We start from the raw sequence: 18,062 nt of genomic DNA on the forward strand, positions 1-18,062 counted from the left end.
CGTGCCGTGCTGCACCTTCGCCTGATCGTCCCCGCCGACCGCACCGACGAGGTCGTCAGGACGGTGGAGACGACGGTGGGCACGACACACCTCGCCGTCGTCCCCGGGGCGGCCCGCGACCCGGCGGGCGACCTCGTCATGTGCGACGTGGCGCGCGAGGCGGGCGACGACCTCATCAACACGCTCCGCGGCCTCGGCATCGACGAATGCGGTTCGATCGCCGTCGAGAACATCGACCTGTCGCTGTCCGCGCGAGCCCACCGGGCGGAGGAGGAGGCGCCGGGCGAGGCCGCGGACGCGGTGCTGTGGGAGCAGTTGTCGGACGCGACCCACGAGGAGTCGACGCTCTCCGTCACCTACATCGCGTTCCTGTCGCTGGCGACGATGATCGCGGCCTGCGGTGTGGTGCTCGACAACGCGATCCTGATCGTGGGCGCGATGGCCGTGGGCCCGGAGTTCGGCCCGCTGGCCGGGTTCTGCACGGCGCTGGTGCAGCGCGCGCCCCGCCTCGCCTGGCGGTCGTTCATCGCGCTGATCGTGGGGTTCGCGGTGGCGATGGCGGTGACGGCCGGGTTCAGCCTCTTCATGGACGCGACGGGCCTGTTCACCAAGGACATGCTGGACGCGGACCGCCCCAACACGGGCTTCATCTACGCCCCGGACTGGCTGTCCTTCGTCGTGGCCGTACTGGCGGGCGCGGCCGGCATGCTGTCGCTCACGTCCGCCAAGTCGGGCGCCCTGGTCGGCGTGGCCATCTCGGTGACGACGGTCCCCGCGGCGGCCAACGCCGCTGTGGCACTCGTCTACGGGGACGCCGCCCAGACCCGGCTCTCCACCGAGCAGCTCCTGCTGAACCTGCTCGGCATCGTCCTCGCCGGTACGCTCACGCTGTTCGCCCAGAAGTACCTGTGGACGAGGCAGCGCGAGCGTACCGGCGGCAAGAACGCCTAACCGAGCGCGGACTTCACCACATCGGCGAGCCGCCCCGCGACCGCCTTCGCCTGCTCGATGTCGGCCGCCTCGACCATGACCCGCACGAGCGGCTCGGTGCCCGAGGGCCGCAGCAGCACCCGCCCCGTGGCGCCCAGCTCCCGCTCGGCGTCGGTGACGGCGGCCGCCAGCTCGGCGGAGGTGGTGACGCGCGACTTGTCGACGTCGGGCACGTTGACGAGGATCTGCGGCAGCCGGCTCATGACCCCGGCGAGGTCCGCGAGCGTACGCCCGGTGGCGGCCACCCGCGCGGCCAGCATCAGCCCGGTCAGGGTGCCGTCACCGGTGGTCGCGTGGTCCAGCACGATGACGTGCCCGGACTGCTCGCCGCCGAGCGCGTACCCCTCGGCCTTCATCGACTCCAGTACGTACCGGTCGCCGACGGCGGTCTGTACGAGCTCGATGCCCTCGCGCTCCATGGCCAGCTTGAAACCGAGGTTCGACATGACGGTGCCGACGACGGTGTTCTTGCGCAGCTGTCCGGCCTCGCGCATGGCGAGCGCCAGTACGGCGAGGATCTGGTCCCCGTCGACCTCGTTGCCCAGCGCGTCCACGGCCAGGCACCGGTCGGCGTCGCCGTCGTGCGCGATACCGAGGTCGGCGCCGTGCTCGACGACGGCGGCCCGGAGCATCTCCAGGTGCGTGGACCCGCACCCGTCGTTGATGTTCAGCCCGTCCGGGTCGGCGCCGATGGTGACGATCTCGGCGCCGGCCCGGGCGAATGCCTCGGGAGAGACGCGGGAGGCGGCCCCGTGCGCCTCGTCGAGGACGACCTTCACGCCGTCGAGGCGGTTGGGCAGCACCGCGATCAGGTGGGCGATGTACTGGTCGACGCCCTTGTCGTAGTCGGACACCCGGCCGACGCCCGCCCCGGTCGGCCGGGCCCAGGGCTCACCGGTGCGGTGCTGCTCGTACAGGTCCTCGATGCGGATCTCCAGCTCGTCGGCGAGCTTGTGCCCGCCGCGCGCGAAGAACTTGACACCGTTGTCCGGCATGGCGTTGTGGCTGGCCGAGAGCATGACGCCGAGATCGGCGCCCAGCGCGCCGGTGAGGTACGCCACCGCGGGGGTGGGCAGCACCCCCACCCGGAGCACGTCCACACCCGCGCTCGCCAGGCCCGCCACGACGGCGGCCTCCAGGAACTCTCCCGACGCACGCGGATCACGCCCGACCACGGCGGTCGGCCGATGCCCCTCGAAGGTGCCCGCCTCGGCGAGTACGTGCGCCGCCGCGACCGACAGACCGAGCGCGAGCTCGGCCGTCAGATCGGCGTTGGCGACACCGCGCACGCCGTCAGTGCCGAAGAGTCGTCCCACTGGTGTCCTCCGAAATACTCCGAAAATGCAAGCTCTGGTGCGCTTCAACGCCGTGGTACGCCCGGCATACCGATAAACGAACGCCCCGACAGCACACAATGTGCCGCCGGGGCGAACGTCTGGAGCAGCCGAGCAGGCGGATTAGCGCTTGCTGTACTGCGGCGCCTTGCGGGCCTTCTTGAGACCGGCCTTCTTGCGCTCGACCGCACGGTCGTCGCGGGAGAGGAAGCCGGCCTTCTTCAGCGTGGCGCGGTTGTTGTCCACGTCGGCCTCGTTCAGGGCACGGGCGACACCGAGACGGAGCGCACCGGCCTGACCGGAGACGCCGCCACCCGCGATGCGGGCGATGACGTCGTAGCGGCCGTCGAGCTCGAGCACCTTGAAGGGCTCGTTGACTTCCTGCTGGTGAACCTTGTTCGGGAAGTAGTCCTCGAGCGTACGCCCGTTGATCTTCCACTTGCCGGTGCCCGGAACGATCCGGACGCGGGCGATGGCGTTCTTGCGACGGCCCAGGCCGGCCGCGGGCTGCGGGTCACCGAAGCGGCCCGCGAGGGACTCGCTGGTGTACTCGCCCTCGACGGGAACCTCGGACTCGAAGGTGGTCACCTCGGCGAAGGTCTCTTCGGCCTCGGAACCCTCGACGGGCGTCTCTGCAGTGGTCTCGGCCACGATTCTCCTCAGATTTCTTTCGTTCTTAGGGGGGTGTGGCCGGAACTACTGCGCGACCTGGGTGATCTCGAACGGCACCGGCTGCTGAGCCGCGTGCGGGTGCTCGGGACCTGCGTAGACCTTCAGCTTCGAGAGCATCTGACGACCCAGAGTGTTCTTGGGGATCATGCCCTTGATGGCCTTCTCGACGGCCTTCTCGGGGCTCTTCGCCAGCAGCTCGTCGTAACGGACGGAACGCAGACCACCCGGGAAGCCGGAGTGGCGGTACGCCATCTTCTGGGTCTTCTTGTTGCCGGAGAGGTGAACCTTCTCGGCGTTGACGATGATGACGAAGTCGCCCATGTCCATGTGGGGGGCGTAGATCGCCTTGTGCTTGCCCCGCAGGAGGTTGGCGGCAGTCGTCGCCAGACGGCCCAGGACGATGTCCTGCGCGTCGATGATGTGCCACTGGCGCGTGACATCGCCGGGCTTGGGGCTGTACGTACGCACGGTCGTAGCCTTCGCTTCTTCGGAGTGGGGTCTCCCCCAGCTCGTCAAGAGCTGGAGGAAGGGTCCTGACAAGGCCACTGGGACGATCACGACAGCCGTGGCGGCATCCGGGGACGCAACCCGTCTGCCTGCCGCTGGTGATCGGCCCGGTGGACCGGCGTAAGGGCCCCTCGCGTGAGAACGACCAAGCCAATACGCATAACGAACTGGAAGCCTACCCGCCCGCCCCCGTACGGGTCAAAACGGCCCGGCGGGTGCGCGCACCGGCCTCCCGCGCCGCGCGATGCCCTACCGTGTCCGCTCCACCCGCCGCTCGTCCCACACCGGCTCCGCCGTCTCCCGTACGACGCCGTCCGACCCGAAGACCAGGTACCGGTCGAAGGACTTCGCGAACCACCGGTCGTGTGTCACGGCGAGCACCGTCCCGTCGTACACCTCCAGCCCCTCCTGCAGCGCCTCGGCGGACTCCAGGTCGAGGTTGTCCGTCGGCTCGTCGAGGAGCAGCGCGGTCGTGCCCTCCAGCTCCATCAGCAGGATCTGGAACCGCGCCTGCTGCCCGCCCGACAGCCGGTCGAACGCCTGGTCGCCCTGGCGCTCCAGCTCGTACCGCCGCAGCGCGCCCATCGCCCCGCCCCGGTCCTTGGAGTGCTCGGACCACAGGATGTCGACGAGCGACCGGCCGACCAGCTCGGGGTGCGCGTGCGTCTGCGCGAAGTGTCCGGCCACCACCCGCGCGCCCAGCTTCCACTCCCCCGTGTGCTTGACGTCCTCCCCGGCGAGCAGCCGCAGGAAGTGGGACTTGCCGGATCCGTTCGACCCGAGCACGGCGACCCGTTCCCCGTAGTAGACCTCCAGGTCGAACGGCTTCATCAGCCCGGTGAGCCCGAGTCCCTTGCACACGACGGCCCGCACCCCCGTGCGCCCGCCCCGCAGCCGCATCCGGATGTCCTGCTTGCGCGGCGGCTCGGGCGGAGGGCCCGCCTCCTCGAACTTCTCGAACCGTGTCCGCATGGCCCGGTACCGCGAGGCCATGTCGGGGCTGCTCGCCGCCTGCCCCCGCAGCCTCAGGACCAGCGCCTTGAGCCGCGCGTGCTCCTCCTCCCACCGGCGCATGAGCTCCTCGAACCGGGCGAACCGCTCCGCCCGCGCCTCGTGGAAGGTGTCGAAGCCGGCGCCGTGCACCCACGCGTCGGCCCCCGTGGCCCCCGGCTCCAGGCTCACGATCTTGTCGGCGGCCCGCGACAGCAGCTCGCGGTCGTGGGACACGAAGAAGACCGTCTTGCGGGTCTCCTTCAGCCGCTCCTCCAGCCACCGCTTGCCGGGCACGTCCAGATAGTTGTCCGGCTCGTCGAGCAGCAGCACCTCGTCGGGCCCCCGCAGCAGGGCCTCCAGCACGAGCCGCTTCTGCTCACCGCCGCTGAGCGTCCGTACCTCGCGGAACTGCGCCTTGTCGTAGGGGATCCCCAGCGCCGCCATGGAGCACATGTCCCAGACGGTCTCGGCGTCGTACCCGCCGGCCTCCGCCCAGTCGGACAACGCCTGCGCGTACGCCATCTGCGCCTTCTCGTCGTCCACGGTCAGGATTCCGTGCTCGGCCTTGTCGACGGCGGCGGCCGCCTCCCGGATCCGCTCCGGGGACACCGAGACCAGCAGGTCCCGCACCGTCCGCTCGTCCTGCACGGACCCCACGAACTGCCCCATCACCCCGAGCCCGCCGCTCACCGTCACCGAGCCGCCATGCGGCTGCAGCTCCCGGGAGATCAGCCGGAGCAGGGTCGTCTTGCCCGCTCCGTTCGGGCCGACCAGGGCCACGACGGCGCCCTCCCCGACCCGGAAGGAAACGTCGCCGAGCAACGGCCGCCCGTCCGGCAGGTAGTACTCGACGTGTGCGGCCTCAAGATGTCCCATGCTCCGCATTCTGACCGCACTCCGCGGGATCACCCAACCGGATTAGGATGCGCGGCATGAGCTTTGGGCAAGGGGGGCCCTCCTGGGGTGGCCCCGAGGGACAGCAGAACCCTCAGGATCCGTACGGAACGCAGTCGTCGGGGGACACACCGGACTGGGCGGCGCTCGCCGACGCCTCCGCCGCGCGCGCCCGCCGCAGGCGGTGGCTGTACATCGGCGGCGGTGTGCTGGCGACCGCCGTGGTCGGCGCGATCGTGGCCACGGCGGTCGTCACGACGAACAAGAACACCACCACCGGCTCCCCGACCGGGCTGCCGACCGCCGAGTCCCTGCCGACCGAGTCCGCCCAGCCCGGCCCCTCCTTCTCCTCCCAGGCTCCCCCGCCCCCGCCGAACCCCAGGGACTTCATCTCCAGCGCCACGAAGGACACGGCGCCGCTCAGCGCCGACACCCTGTACCCCGGCAAGCGGCTGACGATGGGCGACCGCGCCTACGCCAAGGGCGCGACGAACCGCACCACCAGCTGCTCCGCCGCGACCCAGGGCGCACTGGGCTCCGTACTCGCGAACAACGGCTGCGACCAGGTCATCCGCGCGACGTACTCCAAGGGCGGCGTGGCCGTCACCGTGGGCGTCGCGGTCTTCGGCACCGCCGCCCAGGCCGAGAAGGCCAAGGAGCAGGCGAGCGGCGGTCTCGCGTCCCTCCCCGGCGCCGGCGTCCCCACCTTCTGCCGGGGCGGCTCGATCTGCCGCAAGACCACCAACGCCTACGGCCGCTACGCCTACTTCACCGTCGCCGGCTTCACCAGCGGCAAGAACGTCACCACGTCCGACAAGGACGTCTACACGACCGGCGACGACATCGCCGAGTTCACGTTCCGCCAGATCCACCAGCGCGGAAGGGCCCAGGCGTCAGCAGCAGCCACCGCCGGGCAGTGACCGCATGTTCCGGGCCTGACGGGCACGCGCCGCCAGCAGCTCGTCGGCCGGGTAGCCGACTTCCTCCAGGGTGAGGCCGTGCGGGCGTACGACATGGACCGAGGAGTCCCGTACGCCCGCCGCCAGGACCTTCCCCGGCCAGTCCGCGTCCCGGTGCCCGTCCCCGACGAACAGCATCGCGCCGACCAGCGAGCGCACCATGTTGTGGCAGAAGGCATCGGCGCGCACGGTCGCGGTGATGACCCCGTCCGCCCCGCGTTCCCAGCCGAGCTGCTGCAAGGTGCGAATGGTGGTCGCGCCCTCCCGCCGCTTGCAGTACGCCGCGAAATCGTGCTCCCCGACCAGCTTCTCGGCCGCCCGGTTCATGGCGTCCACGTCCAGCGGCCAGTCGTGCCACAGCACATGGCCGCGCAGCAGCGGGTCGACGCCACCGGGGTCGTCCGTCACGCGGTACGCGTAGCGCCGCCAGACGGCCGCGAACCTGGCGTTGAACCCCGCGGGAGCCTCCGCCACCTTCCACACCCGCACGTCGTGCGGCAGCCGGCCGGCGAGCCGCCGCAGCAGCTTGTCCCGGTGCTCGGCCCACACGTCCTCGGGCAGGTCGACGTGCGCGACCTGACCGCGCGCGTGCACGCCCGAGTCCGTACGCCCGGCGACCGTCAGGCCGTACGTCTCCGAGGACCTCGTCACGGTCCGCAGCGCGTTCTCGATCTCACCCTGGACCGTGCGCCGCCCGGCCTGCTTCGCCCACCCGGAAAAGTCCTTCCCGTCGTACGAAAGATCCAGCCGCACCCGCACGAACCCCGGCGCCGCGCCCTCAATGTCCTCGCTCACCAGCGCATCCTCTCGATACAACACAACAGAACGGGCCCGCACCGCCCCGAAGGGTGATGCGGGCCCGCCCGGTGGAGTCAGAACGCTCAGGCGTCCTTGGACTCGCCCTCGGCCTCGGCGGCCGGAGCGTCGTCCTGGGCAGCCTCGTCCTTCTTGGCTTCGTCTTCCTTGACCGCGCGCTTCGTCGCGGCCTCGGCCTCACCGGTGGCCTGCTGGGCCACGGTCAGGGCCTCGACGAGCTCGATGACCGCCATCGGGGCGTTGTCGCCACGACGGTTGCCGATCTTCGTGATGCGGGTGTAACCACCGGGGCGGTTCTCGTACCGCGGGGCGATCTCGGTGAAGAGCGTGTGGACGATGCTCTTGTCCGTGATCGTCTGCAGCACCAGGCGACGGTTGTGGATGTCGCCCTTCTTCGCCTTGGTGACCAGACGCTCGGCGACGGGGCGCAGGCGGCGGGCCTTGGCCTCGGTCGTCGTGATGCGGCCGTGCTCGAACAGCGACTTCGCCAGGTTGGCGAGGAGCAGACGCTCGTGCGCGGCGCTGCCGCCCAGACGGGCACCCTTTGCGGGACGCGGCATGGTGTTTCTCCTAGTGTCTGCACCGGCCGTATCAGGTACCGGTGTCAGTTACCGACGAGCTAGTGCCCGCCGGAAGTGTTTAGTACTGCTCGGTCTCGACGAAACCGGCGTCCGCGTCGTCGTCGGCGCCGAAGGCGTCGGCGGCGGCGGTCGGGTCGAATCCGGGCGGGCTGTCCTTGAGGGCCAGGCCCATGCCGGCCAGCTTCGCCTTGACCTCGTCGATCGACTTCGCACCGAAGTTGCGGATGTCGAGCAGGTCGGCCTCGGAGCGCGCCACGAGCTCACCCACGGAGTGGATGCCCTCGCGCTTGAGGCAGTTGTACGAACGGACGGTGAGCTCGAGTTCCTCGATCGGCAGCGCCAGATCGGCGGCGAGCGCGGCGTCCGTCGGGGACGGGCCCATGTCGATGCCCTCGGCGTCGATGTTGAGCTCGCGCGCCAGACCGAACAGCTCGACCAGGGTCTTGCCGGCGGACGCCATGGCGTCGCGCGGGCGCATGGCCTGCTTGGTCTCGACGTCGACGATCAGCTTGTCGAAGTCGGTGCGCTGCTCGACACGGGTCGCCTCGACCTTGTACGTGACCTTGAGCACCGGCGAGTAGATGGAGTCGACCGGGATACGGCCGATCTCCTGGCCCACCTGCTTGTTCTGGACGGCGGAGACGTAGCCGCGACCGCGCTCGACGGTCAGCTCCATCTCCAGCTTGCCCTTGCCGTTGAGCGTGGCGAGCACCAGGTCGGGGTTGTGCACCTCGACACCGGCCGGCGGGGCGATGTCAGCAGCGGTGACCAGGCCCGGTCCCTGCTTGCGCAGGTACATCACGACGGGCTCGTCGTGCTCGCTGGAGACGACCAGCTGCTTGATGTTGAGGATGAGGTCGGTGACGTCCTCCTTGACACCCGGCACGGTGGTGAACTCGTGCAGGACGCCGTCGATCCGGATGCTGGTGACAGCGGCACCGGGGATCGAGGAGAGGAGCGTACGGCGGAGCGAGTTGCCGAGGGTGTAACCGAAGCCCGGCTCGAGGGGCTCGATCACGAACCGCGAGCGGTACTCGTCGACGACCTCTTCGGTCAGCGACGGACGCTGAGCGATAAGCATGAGAAATGCCTCCAGTCTTGGCACCCACTATTTGATGCCAACTACTACAAGGGTACGGGCGGCACGGCCCCGAAGGGCCGTACCGCCCGAGTACAGCGCGCACGGAGGGAAGGTCGGTCTTCCCTCCGTGCGCACCGCAACAACCGGAGTCGGACGCGGAGCGTCAGACGCGGCGGCGCTTGGGGGGGCGGCAGCCGTTGTGCGGGGTGGGGGTGACGTCCTGGATCGAGCCGACCTCGAGGCCGGTGGCCTGGAGGGAGCGGATCGCGGTCTCACGGCCGGAGCCGGGACCCTTGACGAAGACGTCGACCTTGCGCATGCCGTGCTCCTGCGCGCGACGGGCGGCCGACTCGGCGGCCATCTGCGCGGCGAAGGGGGTGGACTTGCGCGAGCCCTTGAAGCCGACGTGGCCGGCGGAGGCCCAGGAGATCACGTTGCCCGAGGGGTCGGTGATCGAGACGATCGTGTTGTTGAACGTGCTCTTGATGTGGGCGTGCCCGTGAGCGACGTTCTTCTTTTCCTTGCGGCGCACCTTCTTGGCGGCGCCCTGACGACCCTTGGGGGGCATCTATATCTCCTACGGGAGGTGGTCGGTCCTACAGCGAAGACCGCTGATGAGCGTCCGGCTGAGGACTACTTCTTGCCCGGCTTCTTCTTGCCGGCGATCGCGCGACGCGGACCCTTGCGGGTACGGGCGTTCGTGCTGGTGCGCTGGCCGTGGACCGGCAGGCCGCGGCGGTGACGCAGACCCTGGTAGGAACCGATCTCGACCTTGCGGCGGATGTCGGCCTGCACCTCGCGACGGAGGTCACCCTCGGTCTTGAAGTTCACGTCAACGTACTCGCGGATCTTGACCAGGTCCTCTTCGGCCAGGTCACGAACGCGCGTGTCGGGGTTCACGCCGGTAGCGGCGAGAGTCTCCTGGGCACGGGTGCGGCCGATGCCGAAGACGTAGGTGAGGGCGACCTCGATACGCTTTTCGCGCGGGAGGTCAACGCCTTCAAGGCGTGCCATTCATGGCTCCTGTTTGCTTGGAGGTCTTCCGCAGAACCGTTCCGTGGCCACCGACCACTCCCTCGAGGGGAGCGGTACGGACCAGGTCCCCGGCCTCCGCCGGAGGTGTCAGCGCCCGTGGGCACTGGGTTCTGCGTATGTACGTATTTACGTGCGTCGCGCGAAGTTCTGCGAGATGCAGGGGGTCGTGCGTCAGCCCTGGCGCTGCTTGTGGCGCAGGTTGTCGCAGATGACCATGACCCGGCCGTGACGGCGGATCACCTTGCACTTGTCGCAGATCTTCTTGACGCTCGGCTTGACCTTCATGAAAGTGAGGTTCTCCGGGTCAGTGCCACCACCCCGTCAGACACGGGGCGCGGGCAGGATCTACTTGTACCGGTAGACGATCCGGCCACGCGTCAGGTCGTACGGAGACAGCTCCACCACGACCCGGTCATCCGGGAGGATGCGGATGTAGTGCATACGCATCTTGCCGCTGATGTGCGCTAGGACCTTGTGACCGTTCTGCAGTTCCACCTTGAACATTGCGTTCGGGAGGGACTCGATCACGGTGCCCTCGATTTCGATGGCACCTTGCTTCTTGGCCACGCTTCGCCCTTCGAATCGGCTACCTTGATCGACTCCCGCTTCCGCATGCAGGCATACGGGTACACGAGAGCCGACGAGTCAGTCTACGTCAGGCTCCCGGAAAAGACGAATCCGGGAAGTTTGCCCAACAGTGGAGATCATTAAGCGGTTCAGCCATGGGGTATCCCCTGGTCCTCAAGACCTCGAGGAAGGGTCGGGCGCGGCCGTGACGCCGTACTCCGCCAGTTTCGCCTTGCCGCCGTCGACGGCGGTCAGGACCAGCGGCCCCTCCTCCGTCAGCGCCACGGAGTGCTCCCAGTGCGAGGACCAGGTGCCGTCGGTGGTCACGACGGTCCAGTTGTCCTCCAGGACGTCCGTCTGCGCCGTGCCGAGGCTCACCATCGGCTCGATCGCCAGGCAGAAGCCGGGAACCAGCTTCGGGCCCTTGCCGCGCTTGCGCGTGACGTAGTTCAGCAGGTGCGGGTCCATGTGCATCTCGGAGCCGATGCCGTGGCCGCCGTAGTCCTCGATGATCCCGTACTTGCCCGTCGCCGGACGCGGCTGACGGCGGATGTACGACTCGATCGCCTTGGAGATGTCGACGAGCCGGTTGCCCAGCTTCATCGCGGCGAGGCCGGCCCACATCGACTCCTCGGTCACCCGGGAGAGCTCGATCAGCTCGGGCGCGTGCCCCGTGCCCACGAAGGCGGTGTACGCCGCGTCGCCGTGCCAGCCGTCGACGATCGCGCCGGCGTCGACCGAGATGATGTCGCCGTCCTTGAGGACCGTCTTCTCGTCCGGGATGCCGTGGACGACGACCTCGTTGACCGACGTGCAGATGGTGGCGGGGAACCCGCCGTACCCGAGGAAGTTCGACTTCGCACCGTGCTCGGCGAGCACCTTGCGCGACACCTCGTCCAGGTCCTTGGTGGTGGCGCCCGGCACGGCCGCCTCGCGTGTGGCCGCGTGGACGGCGGCGACGACCAGCCCCGCCTCGCGCATCTTCGCGATCTGCTCGGGGGTTTTGATCTCCACCATGAGTGTGCCTTCCGCATTCGCTGTCACTACGTACTACCCGCCCAACAGTACGGCCGCGGCGCCTCTCGGACACCGCGGCCGCAACCGTTGTACTGCTTGCTCGGTCAGCCCTCGCCGGAGGACTTCTTCAGGGCTTCCATCGCACGCCGGGTCACTTCGTCGACCTTGCCCAGCGCGGAGATGGTGACCACCAGGCCCTGAGCCTTGTAGTGGTCGATGATCGGCTCGGTCTCGCTGTGGTAGACCTCCAGCCGGCGCCGCACCGTTTCCTCGGTGTCGTCGCCACGCTGGTAGAGCTCACCGCCGCAGACGTCGCAGACGCCGTCTTCCTTGGGCGGGCTGTACGTCACGTGGAAGACATGGCTCGAGTCGTTGCGGCAGGTACGGCGACCCGCGATCCGCTTCACGACCTCGTCCTCGGGGACTTCCAGGTCCAGTACGCCGTCCAGCTGCACGCCCTCGGCCTTCAGCGCCTTGTCGAGCGCCACGGCCTGCGAGACGTTCCGCGGGAAGCCGTCCAGCAGGAAGCCGTCCTCGGCGTCGGGCTGGTCCATGCGGTCCTTGGCCATCCCGATGGTGACCTCGTCCGGAACCAGGTTGCCGGCGTCCATGAAGGCCTTCGCCTGCTTGCCGAGGGCCGTGCCCTGGCTGATGTTGGCGCGGAAGAGGTCGCCCGTGGAGATGTGCGGGATCGACAGGTTCTTGGCAAGGAACGCGGCCTGCGTTCCCTTGCCGGCACCGGGCGGCCCGACGAGGACGATTCGCATCAGCGGAGGAACCCTTCGTAATTGCGCTGCTGGAGCTGGCTCTCGATCTGCTTCACGGTCTCCAGGCCCACACCCACGATGATGAGGATGCTTGTTCCACCGAAGGGGAAGTCCTGGTTCGCGCCGAAGCCCGCCAACGCCATCGTCGGCACAAGAGCGATCAGACCCAGATACAGCGAGCCCGGCCAAGTGATCCGGTTGAGCACGTAGCTCAGGTACTCGGCGGTAGGCCGACCTGCCCGGATACCCGGGATGAAGCCACCATACTTCTTCATGTTGTCGGCGACTTCCTCGGGGTTGAACGAGATCGCCACGTAGAAGAAGGCGAAGAACACGATCAACAGGAAGTACGTGGCGATGTAGATGGGCTTGCCGTCGACGAAGTTCCCCTGGATCCAGGTGCCCCAGCCGGAGTTTCCACCGCCACCGCTGAACTGCACGATCAGCATCGGGATGTAGAGCAGCGACGACGCGAAGATGACCGGGATCACACCGGCCTGGTTGACCTTCAGCGGGATGTACGTAGACGTACCGCCGTAGGACTTCCGGCCGATCATGCGCTTCGCGTACTGCACGGGAATCCTGCGCTGCGCCTGCTCCACGAAGACCACGAGGCCGACCATCGCGAAGCCGACCAGGATCACGATGCCGAACTCGATCCAGCCGTTGGCCAGCTCGCCCGACTCCTTGATGGCCCACAGGGCGCCCGGGAAGCCGGCGGCGATCGAGATGAACATCAGGATCGACATGCCGTTGCCGATGCCGCGGTCGGTGACGAGCTCACCGAGCCACATGACGGCCGCGGTGCCCGCGGTCATCGTGACGACCATCGTGATGGTCACGAAGATGGACTTGTCCGGAACGATCTGGCCCGCGACGGGGCAGCCCTGGAAGATCGCGCCGTTGCGGGCGGTGGCCACCAGGCCGGTGCCCTGCAGCACGGCCAGGGCGACCGTCAGATAACGCGTGTACTGCGTGATCTTGGCGGTACCGGACTGTCCCTCCTTCTTGAGGGCCTCCAGTCGCGGAATCACCACGGTCAGAAGCTGGAGGATGATGCTCGCCGTGATGTACGGCATGATGCCGAGCGCGAAGATCGTGATCTGCAGCAGAGCGCCGCCGCTGAACAGATTGACGAGTCCGAAGAGCCCGCCCGTCTGCGCCTGGTCGACACAGATCTGCACGTTCTTGTAGTTGACGCCGGGAACCGGAACGTGGGCCCCGAGCCTGTACAACACGATGATGCCCAGTGTGAAGAGCAGCTTCTTGCGCAGGTCGGGCGTCTTGAACGCCCGGGCGAACGCGGTGAGCACGGTGCCTCCTGCGACCCCCGCGCTACTGCGTCAGAGGTGACGGTATTGAGGATCGACGAATCCGACGGAACAACGAGTGCAACGAATACAAAGCAGTCAAAAGCCGTGCGGACACACCGCACGGAAGTTAACGGTGCACGCCACCATACCGGCGACCATGCCCCCCTAGGAACGACCAACCGGGGATGCCCCTTATGTGAGGCATCCCCGGTCGATGTTCAAGCCATCGGGCTCGTCTCTCAGACGAGCTCGGTGACGGTGCCGCCAGCGGCAGCGATCTTCTCCTTGGCGGAGGCGGAAACGGCGTCAACCGTCACCGTCAGCGCCACGGAGATCTCGCCGGCGCCGAGCACCTTGACGAGCTGGTTCTTACGCACCGCACCCTTGGCGACCAGGTCGGCCACCGTGACCTCTCCACCCTGCGGGTAGAGGTCGGCGAGCTTGTCCAGGTTCACGACCTGGTACTCGGTGCGGAACGGGTTCTTGAAGCCCTTGAGCTTCGGCAGACGCATGTGGAGGGGCATCTGCCCGCCCTCGAAGCGCTGCGGAACCTGGTAACGGGCCTTGGTGCCCTTGGTACCACGACCTGCGGTCTTACCCTTGGACGCCTCACCACGACCCACACGGGTCTTGGCGGTCTTGGCGCCCGGGGCGGGCCGGAGGTTGTGGACCTTCAGCGGGTTGTTCTCCGCCATGTCAGTCGACCTCCTCAACCGTCACGAGGTGGCGGACGGTGTGAACCATTCCGCGGAACTCGGGGCGGTCCTCCTTGACAACCACGTCGTTCAGGCGCTTGAGCCCGAGCGAACGCAGGGTGTCGCGGTGGTTCTGCTTGCTGCCGATGTACGACTTCGTCTGCGTGATCTGGAGACGGGCCATTACGCACCCGCTCCCGCACGCGCACGGAGCAGGGCCGCGGGGGCCACGTCCTCGAGGGGCAGACCACGGCGAGCCGCGATCTCCTCGGGACGCTGCAGACCCTTGAGGGCCGTCACAGTCGCGTGGACGATGTTGATGGGGTTCGACGAGCCGAGCGACTTCGACAGGATGTCGTGAACGCCGGCGCACTCGAGGACGGCTCGCACCGGGCCACCGGCGATAACGCCGGTACCGGGGGAAGCCGGCTTGAGCAGGACGACGCCCGCAGCCTTCTCGCCCTGAATCGGGTGAGGGATGGTGCCCTGGATGCGCGGAACCTTGAAGAAGGACTTCTTCGCCTCTTCAACGCCCTTGGCAATGGCCGCGGGAACTTCCTTGGCCTTGCCGTATCCGACGCCTACAGTGCCGTCACCGTCGCCCACCACGACCAGCGCGGTGAAGCTGAAGCGGCGACCACCCTTGACAACCTTGGCGACACGGTTGATCGCGACAACGCGCTCAACGTAAGCGGTCTTCTCGGCGGCAGCGCCACCGTCGCGACCCTTCCGGTCCCGCCGCTCGCCGCCACCGGCACCGCTTCCGCGGCGCTGGGGTCCAGCCATTGGATTTACCTCTCTCTGTTACGTCCGTTAGTCCCGGAACCGGGGCTTAGAACTTCAGCCCGGCTTCGCGGGCGGCGTCAGCCAGAGCGGCAATGCGCCCGGCGTACCTGTTGCCACCACGGTCGAACACGACGGCCTCGACGCCGGCAGCCTTCGCGCGCTCGGCGACGAGCGCACCCACCTGCTGGGCCTGGGCGCTCTTGTCGCCCTCGCCACCACGGATCGAGGTGTCCAGGGTCGACGCCGACGCGAGCGTGTGGCCCGCGATGTCGTCGATGACCTGCGCAACGATGTTGCGGTTGGAACGCGTCACGACCAGGCGCGGACGCTCCGGCGTACCGGAGACGTGCTTGCGGACCCGGATGTGGCGGCGCTTGATGGCAGCGCGCTTGTACGCGTCACCCTTGGCGATCTTCACACCGTATGCCATGGCTTACTTACCCGCCTTTCCAACCTTGCGGCGGATAACCTCGCCGGCGTACTTGACGCCCTTGGCCTTGTACGGGTCGGGCTTCCGCAGCTTGCGGATGTTAGCGGCGACCTCGCCGACCTTCTGCTTGTCGATGCCCTCGACGCTGAGCTTCGTGGGCGACTCGACCTTGAAGGTGATGCCCTCGGGGGCCTCAACGACAATCGGGTGGCTGTAGCCCAGGGCGAACTCCAGGTTGGAGCCCTTCGCCTGGACGCGGTAACCGACACCGCTGATCTCGAGCGCCTTGCTGTAACCCGCGGTCACGCCGGTGATCATGTTCGCCACCAGCGTGCGGGACAGGCCGTGGAGGGCCTTGTTCTGACGCTCGTCGTTGGGGCGGGTGACGTTGAGCACGCCGTCCTCACCCTTGGTGACCTCGATCGGCGCTGCGACGGTGTGCGAGAGGGAACCCTTGGGGCCCTTCACCGCGACCGTGCGGCCATCGATGGTGACGTCCACACCGGCGGGAACCTGGATGGGGAGCTTGCCGATTCGCGACATTAGCTTTTCCTCCGTTCCCGACTACCAGACGTAGGCGAGGACTTCCCCACCTACGCCCTTCTTGCCTGCCTGCTGGCCGGTCAGGAGACCGTGGGACGTGGAGATGATCGCCACGCCCAGGCCGCCGAGGACCTTCGGCAGGTTGGTGGACTTCGCGTAGACGCGCAGACCCGGCTTCGAGATCCGCTTGATGCCCGCAATGGAGCGCTCACGGTTCGGGCCGAACTTCAGCTCGAGAACGAGGGACTTGCCGACTTCGGCGTCCTCGACCTTCCAGCCGGTGATGAAGCCCTCCTGCTGGAGGATCTCCGCGATGTGCGACTTGATCTTGCTGTGCGGCATAGCCACGGTGTCGTGGTACGCCGAGTTCGCGTTACGCAGACGAGTCAGCATGTCCGCGATCGGATCAGTCATGGTCATGAATTGGCCTTCGGCCTCTCTCGCCGGGGTTTCCTGTATGCGCCATCCCTCTCCCCACTCAGTGGCAGGACGGGTGCGGTGCGGGGACCTACGGCGTAGTAAGTCGGTCAGGGCGGCAGGCGCCCAACCCTTCAAGCCTACGGCATGTCGGGATGGGCTCCTGCCGACCAGATACTTACCGAGAGCTTCTGGAAATCCGTACGCCCGAAGGGCAGTACAGGACTACCAGGAGCTCTTGGTCACGCCCGGCAGCTCGCCACGGTGAGCCATCTCACGAAGGCACACGCGGCACAGGCCGAACTTGCGGTAGACGGAGTGCGGACGGCCGCAGCGCTGGCAACGCGTGTACGCGCGCACAGCGAACTTCGGCTTGCGGGCCGCCTTAGCGATCAGGGCCTTCTTCGCCACGGTCAGTTCTCCTTGAACGGGAAGCCGAGGTGACGAAGGAGGGCACGACCCTCGTCGTCGTTGGTCGCCGTGGTGACCACGGTGATGTCCATGCCCCGGACCCGGTCGATCTTGTCCTGGTCGATCTCGTGGAACATGACCTGCTCCGTGAGACCGAAGGTGTAGTTGCCACGGCCGTCGAACTGCTTCGGCGACAGACCACGGAAGTCACGGATACGCGGCAGCGCGAGCGACAGCGTACGGTCCAGGAACTCCCACATGCGGTCACCGCGGAGGGTGACGTGGCAGCCGATCGGCTGACCCTCGCGCAGCTTGAACTGCGCGATGGACTTCCGGGCCTTGGTGACGGCCGGCTTCTGGCCCGTGATCGTGGTGAGGTCGCGAATCGCGCCGTCGATCAGCTTGGAGTCGCGGGCGGCGTCGCCCACACCCATGTTGACCACGATCTTGACGAGACCGGGGATCTGCATGACGTTCTCGTACGAGAACTCTTCACGCAGCTTGCCCGCGATCTCCTCGCGGTAGCGCAGCTTGAGGCGCGGTGCGGTGGTGGTAGTCATCAGATGTCCTCACCGGTCCGCTTGGCCACGCGGATCTTGTTGCCCTCGTCGTCAAAGCGGTAGCCGACGCGGGTAACGACCTTCTTGCCGTCCTTCTCAACAACCAGCTGCACGTTGCTGACGTGGACCGGAGCCTCGGTCGTCACAATGCCACCGGTCTGCGAACCGCGAGCGGTCTGACCGGCCTTGGTGTGCTTCTTGACCCGGTTGACACCCTCGACGAGGACGCGGTTCTCGCGGGGGAAGGCGACGATGACCTTGCCCTGCTTGCCCTTGTCCTTACCGGTGATGACCTGAACCAGGTCGCCCTTCTTGATCTTCATGCTTACAGCACCTCCGGCGCGAGCGAGATGATCTTCATGAACTTCTTCTCGCGCAGCTCACGGCCCACCGGGCCGAAGATACGGGTGCCACGAGGGTCGCCGTCGTTCTTGAGAATGACAGCGGCGTTCTCGTCGAAGCGGATGTACGAGCCGTCCTGGCGGCGGCGCTCCTTGACGGTGCGAACGATGACGGCCTTGACGACGTCACCCTTCTTCACGTTGCCGCCGGGGATCGCGTCCTTGACGGTGGCGACGATGACGTCGCCGATGCCCGCGTAGCGGCGACCCGAGCCACCGAGAACACGGATGGTGAGAATTTCCTTCGCACCCGTGTTGTCGGCGACGCGCAGTCGCGACTCCTGCTGGATCAC

General features: G+C 67.7%; 26 protein-coding genes. 2 read left to right on the top strand and 24 right to left on the bottom strand.

Annotated features, from left to right (window positions below; all coding sequences use genetic code 11):
* Positions 1–6 precede the first annotated feature (6 nt).
* Positions 7–951: a DUF389 domain-containing protein gene (locus ACWDZ4_RS07080; RefSeq protein ID WP_451507422.1), complete on the top strand. Its 945-nt coding sequence runs from the start codon at positions 7–9 to the stop codon at positions 949–951.
* Here the strand turns inward: ACWDZ4_RS07080 and glmM are convergent.
* The 4 genes from glmM to ACWDZ4_RS07100 form a co-directional block, all read right to left on the bottom strand.
* Positions 948–2,306 carry a phosphoglucosamine mutase gene (gene glmM / locus ACWDZ4_RS07085; protein WP_451507423.1) on the bottom strand — a complete coding sequence of 453 codons (1,359 nt, stop codon included), beginning with the start codon at positions 2,304–2,306 and terminating at the stop codon, positions 948–950. The two genes, ACWDZ4_RS07080 and glmM, sit on opposite strands and share 4 nt — an antisense overlap.
* A 141-nt stretch (positions 2,307–2,447) precedes the next feature.
* Entirely contained in the window at positions 2,448–2,975 is a 528-nt protein-coding gene (rpsI, locus tag ACWDZ4_RS07090) for a 30S ribosomal protein S9 (protein WP_451507424.1), read from the bottom strand.
* Between the two features lie 45 nt (positions 2,976–3,020).
* Positions 3,021–3,464, bottom strand: a complete 444-nt coding sequence (gene rplM / locus ACWDZ4_RS07095; protein ID WP_028812351.1) for a 50S ribosomal protein L13 — start codon at positions 3,462–3,464, stop codon at positions 3,021–3,023.
* 288 nt (positions 3,465–3,752) lie between these two features.
* The gene (locus ACWDZ4_RS07100; protein WP_451507425.1) at positions 3,753–5,381 is read right to left on the bottom strand and encodes an ABC-F family ATP-binding cassette domain-containing protein; all 1,629 of its coding nucleotides are present in this window, start codon (positions 5,379–5,381) and stop codon (positions 3,753–3,755) included.
* Between the two features lie 47 nt (positions 5,382–5,428).
* On the opposite strand from ACWDZ4_RS07100, the gene ACWDZ4_RS07105 reads away from it, so the two are divergent.
* Positions 5,429–6,310 (top strand): hypothetical protein, encoded by an 882-nt coding sequence (locus ACWDZ4_RS07105; RefSeq protein ID WP_451507426.1) that lies wholly within the window; start codon positions 5,429–5,431, stop codon positions 6,308–6,310.
* Here ACWDZ4_RS07105 and truA read toward each other — a convergent pair.
* From truA to rplN, 20 genes are all read right to left on the bottom strand, one after another.
* Positions 6,284–7,144: a tRNA pseudouridine(38-40) synthase TruA gene (truA, locus tag ACWDZ4_RS07110; protein WP_451507427.1), complete on the bottom strand. Its 861-nt coding sequence runs from the start codon at positions 7,142–7,144 to the stop codon at positions 6,284–6,286. The two genes, ACWDZ4_RS07105 and truA, sit on opposite strands and share 27 nt — an antisense overlap.
* A gap of 86 nt (positions 7,145–7,230) precedes the next feature.
* The gene (rplQ, locus tag ACWDZ4_RS07115) at positions 7,231–7,725 is read right to left on the bottom strand and encodes a 50S ribosomal protein L17 (protein WP_451507428.1); all 495 of its coding nucleotides are present in this window, start codon (positions 7,723–7,725) and stop codon (positions 7,231–7,233) included.
* 79 nt (positions 7,726–7,804) lie between these two features.
* Positions 7,805–8,827, bottom strand: a complete 1,023-nt coding sequence (locus ACWDZ4_RS07120; RefSeq protein WP_003956430.1) for a DNA-directed RNA polymerase subunit alpha — start codon at positions 8,825–8,827, stop codon at positions 7,805–7,807.
* Between the two features lie 163 nt (positions 8,828–8,990).
* Positions 8,991–9,395, bottom strand: a complete 405-nt coding sequence (gene rpsK / locus ACWDZ4_RS07125) for a 30S ribosomal protein S11 (protein WP_003956432.1) — start codon at positions 9,393–9,395, stop codon at positions 8,991–8,993.
* A gap of 65 nt (positions 9,396–9,460) precedes the next feature.
* Positions 9,461–9,841 carry a 30S ribosomal protein S13 gene (gene rpsM / locus ACWDZ4_RS07130; RefSeq protein ID WP_451507429.1) on the bottom strand — a complete coding sequence of 127 codons (381 nt, stop codon included), beginning with the start codon at positions 9,839–9,841 and terminating at the stop codon, positions 9,461–9,463.
* A 192-nt stretch (positions 9,842–10,033) separates the two neighbouring features.
* Positions 10,034–10,147 carry a 50S ribosomal protein L36 gene (gene rpmJ, locus ACWDZ4_RS07135; RefSeq protein ID WP_003956441.1) on the bottom strand — a complete coding sequence of 38 codons (114 nt, stop codon included), beginning with the start codon at positions 10,145–10,147 and terminating at the stop codon, positions 10,034–10,036.
* A 60-nt stretch (positions 10,148–10,207) separates the two neighbouring features.
* Entirely contained in the window at positions 10,208–10,429 is a 222-nt protein-coding gene (infA, locus tag ACWDZ4_RS07140; RefSeq protein WP_003956442.1) for a translation initiation factor IF-1, read from the bottom strand.
* A gap of 174 nt (positions 10,430–10,603) precedes the next feature.
* Positions 10,604–11,446 (bottom strand): type I methionyl aminopeptidase, encoded by an 843-nt coding sequence (gene map / locus ACWDZ4_RS07145; protein WP_451507430.1) that lies wholly within the window; start codon positions 11,444–11,446, stop codon positions 10,604–10,606.
* A gap of 104 nt (positions 11,447–11,550) precedes the next feature.
* Positions 11,551–12,213: an adenylate kinase gene (locus tag ACWDZ4_RS07150; RefSeq protein WP_451507431.1), complete on the bottom strand. Its 663-nt coding sequence runs from the start codon at positions 12,211–12,213 to the stop codon at positions 11,551–11,553.
* On the bottom strand, positions 12,213–13,526 hold the full coding sequence (secY, locus tag ACWDZ4_RS07155; protein WP_451507432.1) for a preprotein translocase subunit SecY: 1,314 nt from the start codon (positions 13,524–13,526) through the stop codon (positions 12,213–12,215). Before secY ends, ACWDZ4_RS07150 begins: the two co-directional genes overlap by 1 nt.
* Before the next feature lie 239 nt (positions 13,527–13,765).
* Complete coding sequence (gene rplO / locus ACWDZ4_RS07160; protein WP_344494750.1) at positions 13,766–14,221, bottom strand: 50S ribosomal protein L15; 456 nt, start codon at positions 14,219–14,221, stop codon at positions 13,766–13,768.
* 1 nt (position 14,222) lies between these two features.
* Positions 14,223–14,405 carry a 50S ribosomal protein L30 gene (rpmD, locus tag ACWDZ4_RS07165; protein WP_028812361.1) on the bottom strand — a complete coding sequence of 61 codons (183 nt, stop codon included), beginning with the start codon at positions 14,403–14,405 and terminating at the stop codon, positions 14,223–14,225.
* Positions 14,405–15,007 carry a 30S ribosomal protein S5 gene (rpsE, locus tag ACWDZ4_RS07170; RefSeq protein WP_028812362.1) on the bottom strand — a complete coding sequence of 201 codons (603 nt, stop codon included), beginning with the start codon at positions 15,005–15,007 and terminating at the stop codon, positions 14,405–14,407. The genes rpmD and rpsE overlap by 1 nt, the downstream gene beginning before the upstream one ends.
* 46 nt (positions 15,008–15,053) lie before the next feature.
* Positions 15,054–15,437, bottom strand: coding sequence for a 50S ribosomal protein L18 (gene rplR, locus ACWDZ4_RS07175; protein WP_093799540.1), 384 nt, complete (start codon positions 15,435–15,437; stop codon positions 15,054–15,056).
* Positions 15,438–15,440: 3 nt separating this feature from the next.
* A complete protein-coding gene (gene rplF / locus ACWDZ4_RS07180; protein WP_451507433.1) occupies positions 15,441–15,980 on the bottom strand; it encodes a 50S ribosomal protein L6 in 540 nt (179 codons plus the stop codon).
* 21 nt (positions 15,981–16,001) lie between these two features.
* Positions 16,002–16,400: a 30S ribosomal protein S8 gene (gene rpsH / locus ACWDZ4_RS07185; protein WP_028812365.1), complete on the bottom strand. Its 399-nt coding sequence runs from the start codon at positions 16,398–16,400 to the stop codon at positions 16,002–16,004.
* Between the two features lie 222 nt (positions 16,401–16,622).
* Complete coding sequence (locus ACWDZ4_RS07190; protein WP_004571834.1) at positions 16,623–16,808, bottom strand: type Z 30S ribosomal protein S14; 186 nt, start codon at positions 16,806–16,808, stop codon at positions 16,623–16,625.
* A gap of 2 nt (positions 16,809–16,810) precedes the next feature.
* Complete coding sequence (gene rplE / locus ACWDZ4_RS07195) at positions 16,811–17,368, bottom strand: 50S ribosomal protein L5 (RefSeq protein ID WP_028812366.1); 558 nt, start codon at positions 17,366–17,368, stop codon at positions 16,811–16,813.
* On the bottom strand, positions 17,368–17,691 hold the full coding sequence (gene rplX / locus ACWDZ4_RS07200; protein ID WP_028812367.1) for a 50S ribosomal protein L24: 324 nt from the start codon (positions 17,689–17,691) through the stop codon (positions 17,368–17,370). Before rplX ends, rplE begins: the two co-directional genes overlap by 1 nt.
* 2 nt (positions 17,692–17,693) lie before the next feature.
* Positions 17,694–18,062: a 50S ribosomal protein L14 gene (rplN, locus tag ACWDZ4_RS07205; RefSeq protein WP_003966950.1), complete on the bottom strand. Its 369-nt coding sequence runs from the start codon at positions 18,060–18,062 to the stop codon at positions 17,694–17,696.

Source organism: Streptomyces sp. NPDC003016, assembly GCF_053591455.1.

Bases quoted from the DNA above. Each gene is read 5' to 3' on its own strand.
- ACWDZ4_RS07100 (WP_451507425.1), bottom strand. From the start codon at position 5,381: ATGCGGAGCATGGGACATCTTGAGGCCGCACACGTCGAGTACTACCTG.
- ACWDZ4_RS07105 (WP_451507426.1), top strand. From the start codon at position 5,429: ATGAGCTTTGGGCAAGGGGGGCCCTCCTGGGGTGGCCCCGAGGGACAG.
- rplQ (WP_451507428.1), bottom strand. From the start codon at position 7,725: ATGCCGCGTCCCGCAAAGGGTGCCCGTCTGGGCGGCAGCGCCGCGCAC.
- ACWDZ4_RS07120 (WP_003956430.1), bottom strand. From the start codon at position 8,827: ATGCTTATCGCTCAGCGTCCGTCGCTGACCGAAGAGGTCGTCGACGAG.
- rpsK (WP_003956432.1), bottom strand. From the start codon at position 9,395: ATGCCCCCCAAGGGTCGTCAGGGCGCCGCCAAGAAGGTGCGCCGCAAG.
- rpsM (WP_451507429.1), bottom strand. From the start codon at position 9,841: ATGGCACGCCTTGAAGGCGTTGACCTCCCGCGCGAAAAGCGTATCGAG.
- rpmJ (WP_003956441.1), bottom strand. From the start codon at position 10,147: ATGAAGGTCAAGCCGAGCGTCAAGAAGATCTGCGACAAGTGCAAGGTG.
- map (WP_451507430.1), bottom strand. From the start codon at position 11,446: ATGGTGGAGATCAAAACCCCCGAGCAGATCGCGAAGATGCGCGAGGCG.
- ACWDZ4_RS07150 (WP_451507431.1), bottom strand. From the start codon at position 12,213: ATGCGAATCGTCCTCGTCGGGCCGCCCGGTGCCGGCAAGGGAACGCAG.
- rplO (WP_344494750.1), bottom strand. From the start codon at position 14,221: ATGGCGGAGAACAACCCGCTGAAGGTCCACAACCTCCGGCCCGCCCCG.
- rpmD (WP_028812361.1), bottom strand. From the start codon at position 14,405: ATGGCCCGTCTCCAGATCACGCAGACGAAGTCGTACATCGGCAGCAAG.
- rpsE (WP_028812362.1), bottom strand. From the start codon at position 15,007: ATGGCTGGACCCCAGCGCCGCGGAAGCGGTGCCGGTGGCGGCGAGCGG.
- rplR (WP_093799540.1), bottom strand. From the start codon at position 15,437: ATGGCATACGGTGTGAAGATCGCCAAGGGTGACGCGTACAAGCGCGCT.
- rplF (WP_451507433.1), bottom strand. From the start codon at position 15,980: ATGTCGCGAATCGGCAAGCTCCCCATCCAGGTTCCCGCCGGTGTGGAC.
- rpsH (WP_028812365.1), bottom strand. From the start codon at position 16,400: ATGACCATGACTGATCCGATCGCGGACATGCTGACTCGTCTGCGTAAC.
- rplE (WP_028812366.1), bottom strand. From the start codon at position 17,368: ATGACTACCACCACCGCACCGCGCCTCAAGCTGCGCTACCGCGAGGAG.
- rplX (WP_028812367.1), bottom strand. From the start codon at position 17,691: ATGAAGATCAAGAAGGGCGACCTGGTTCAGGTCATCACCGGTAAGGAC.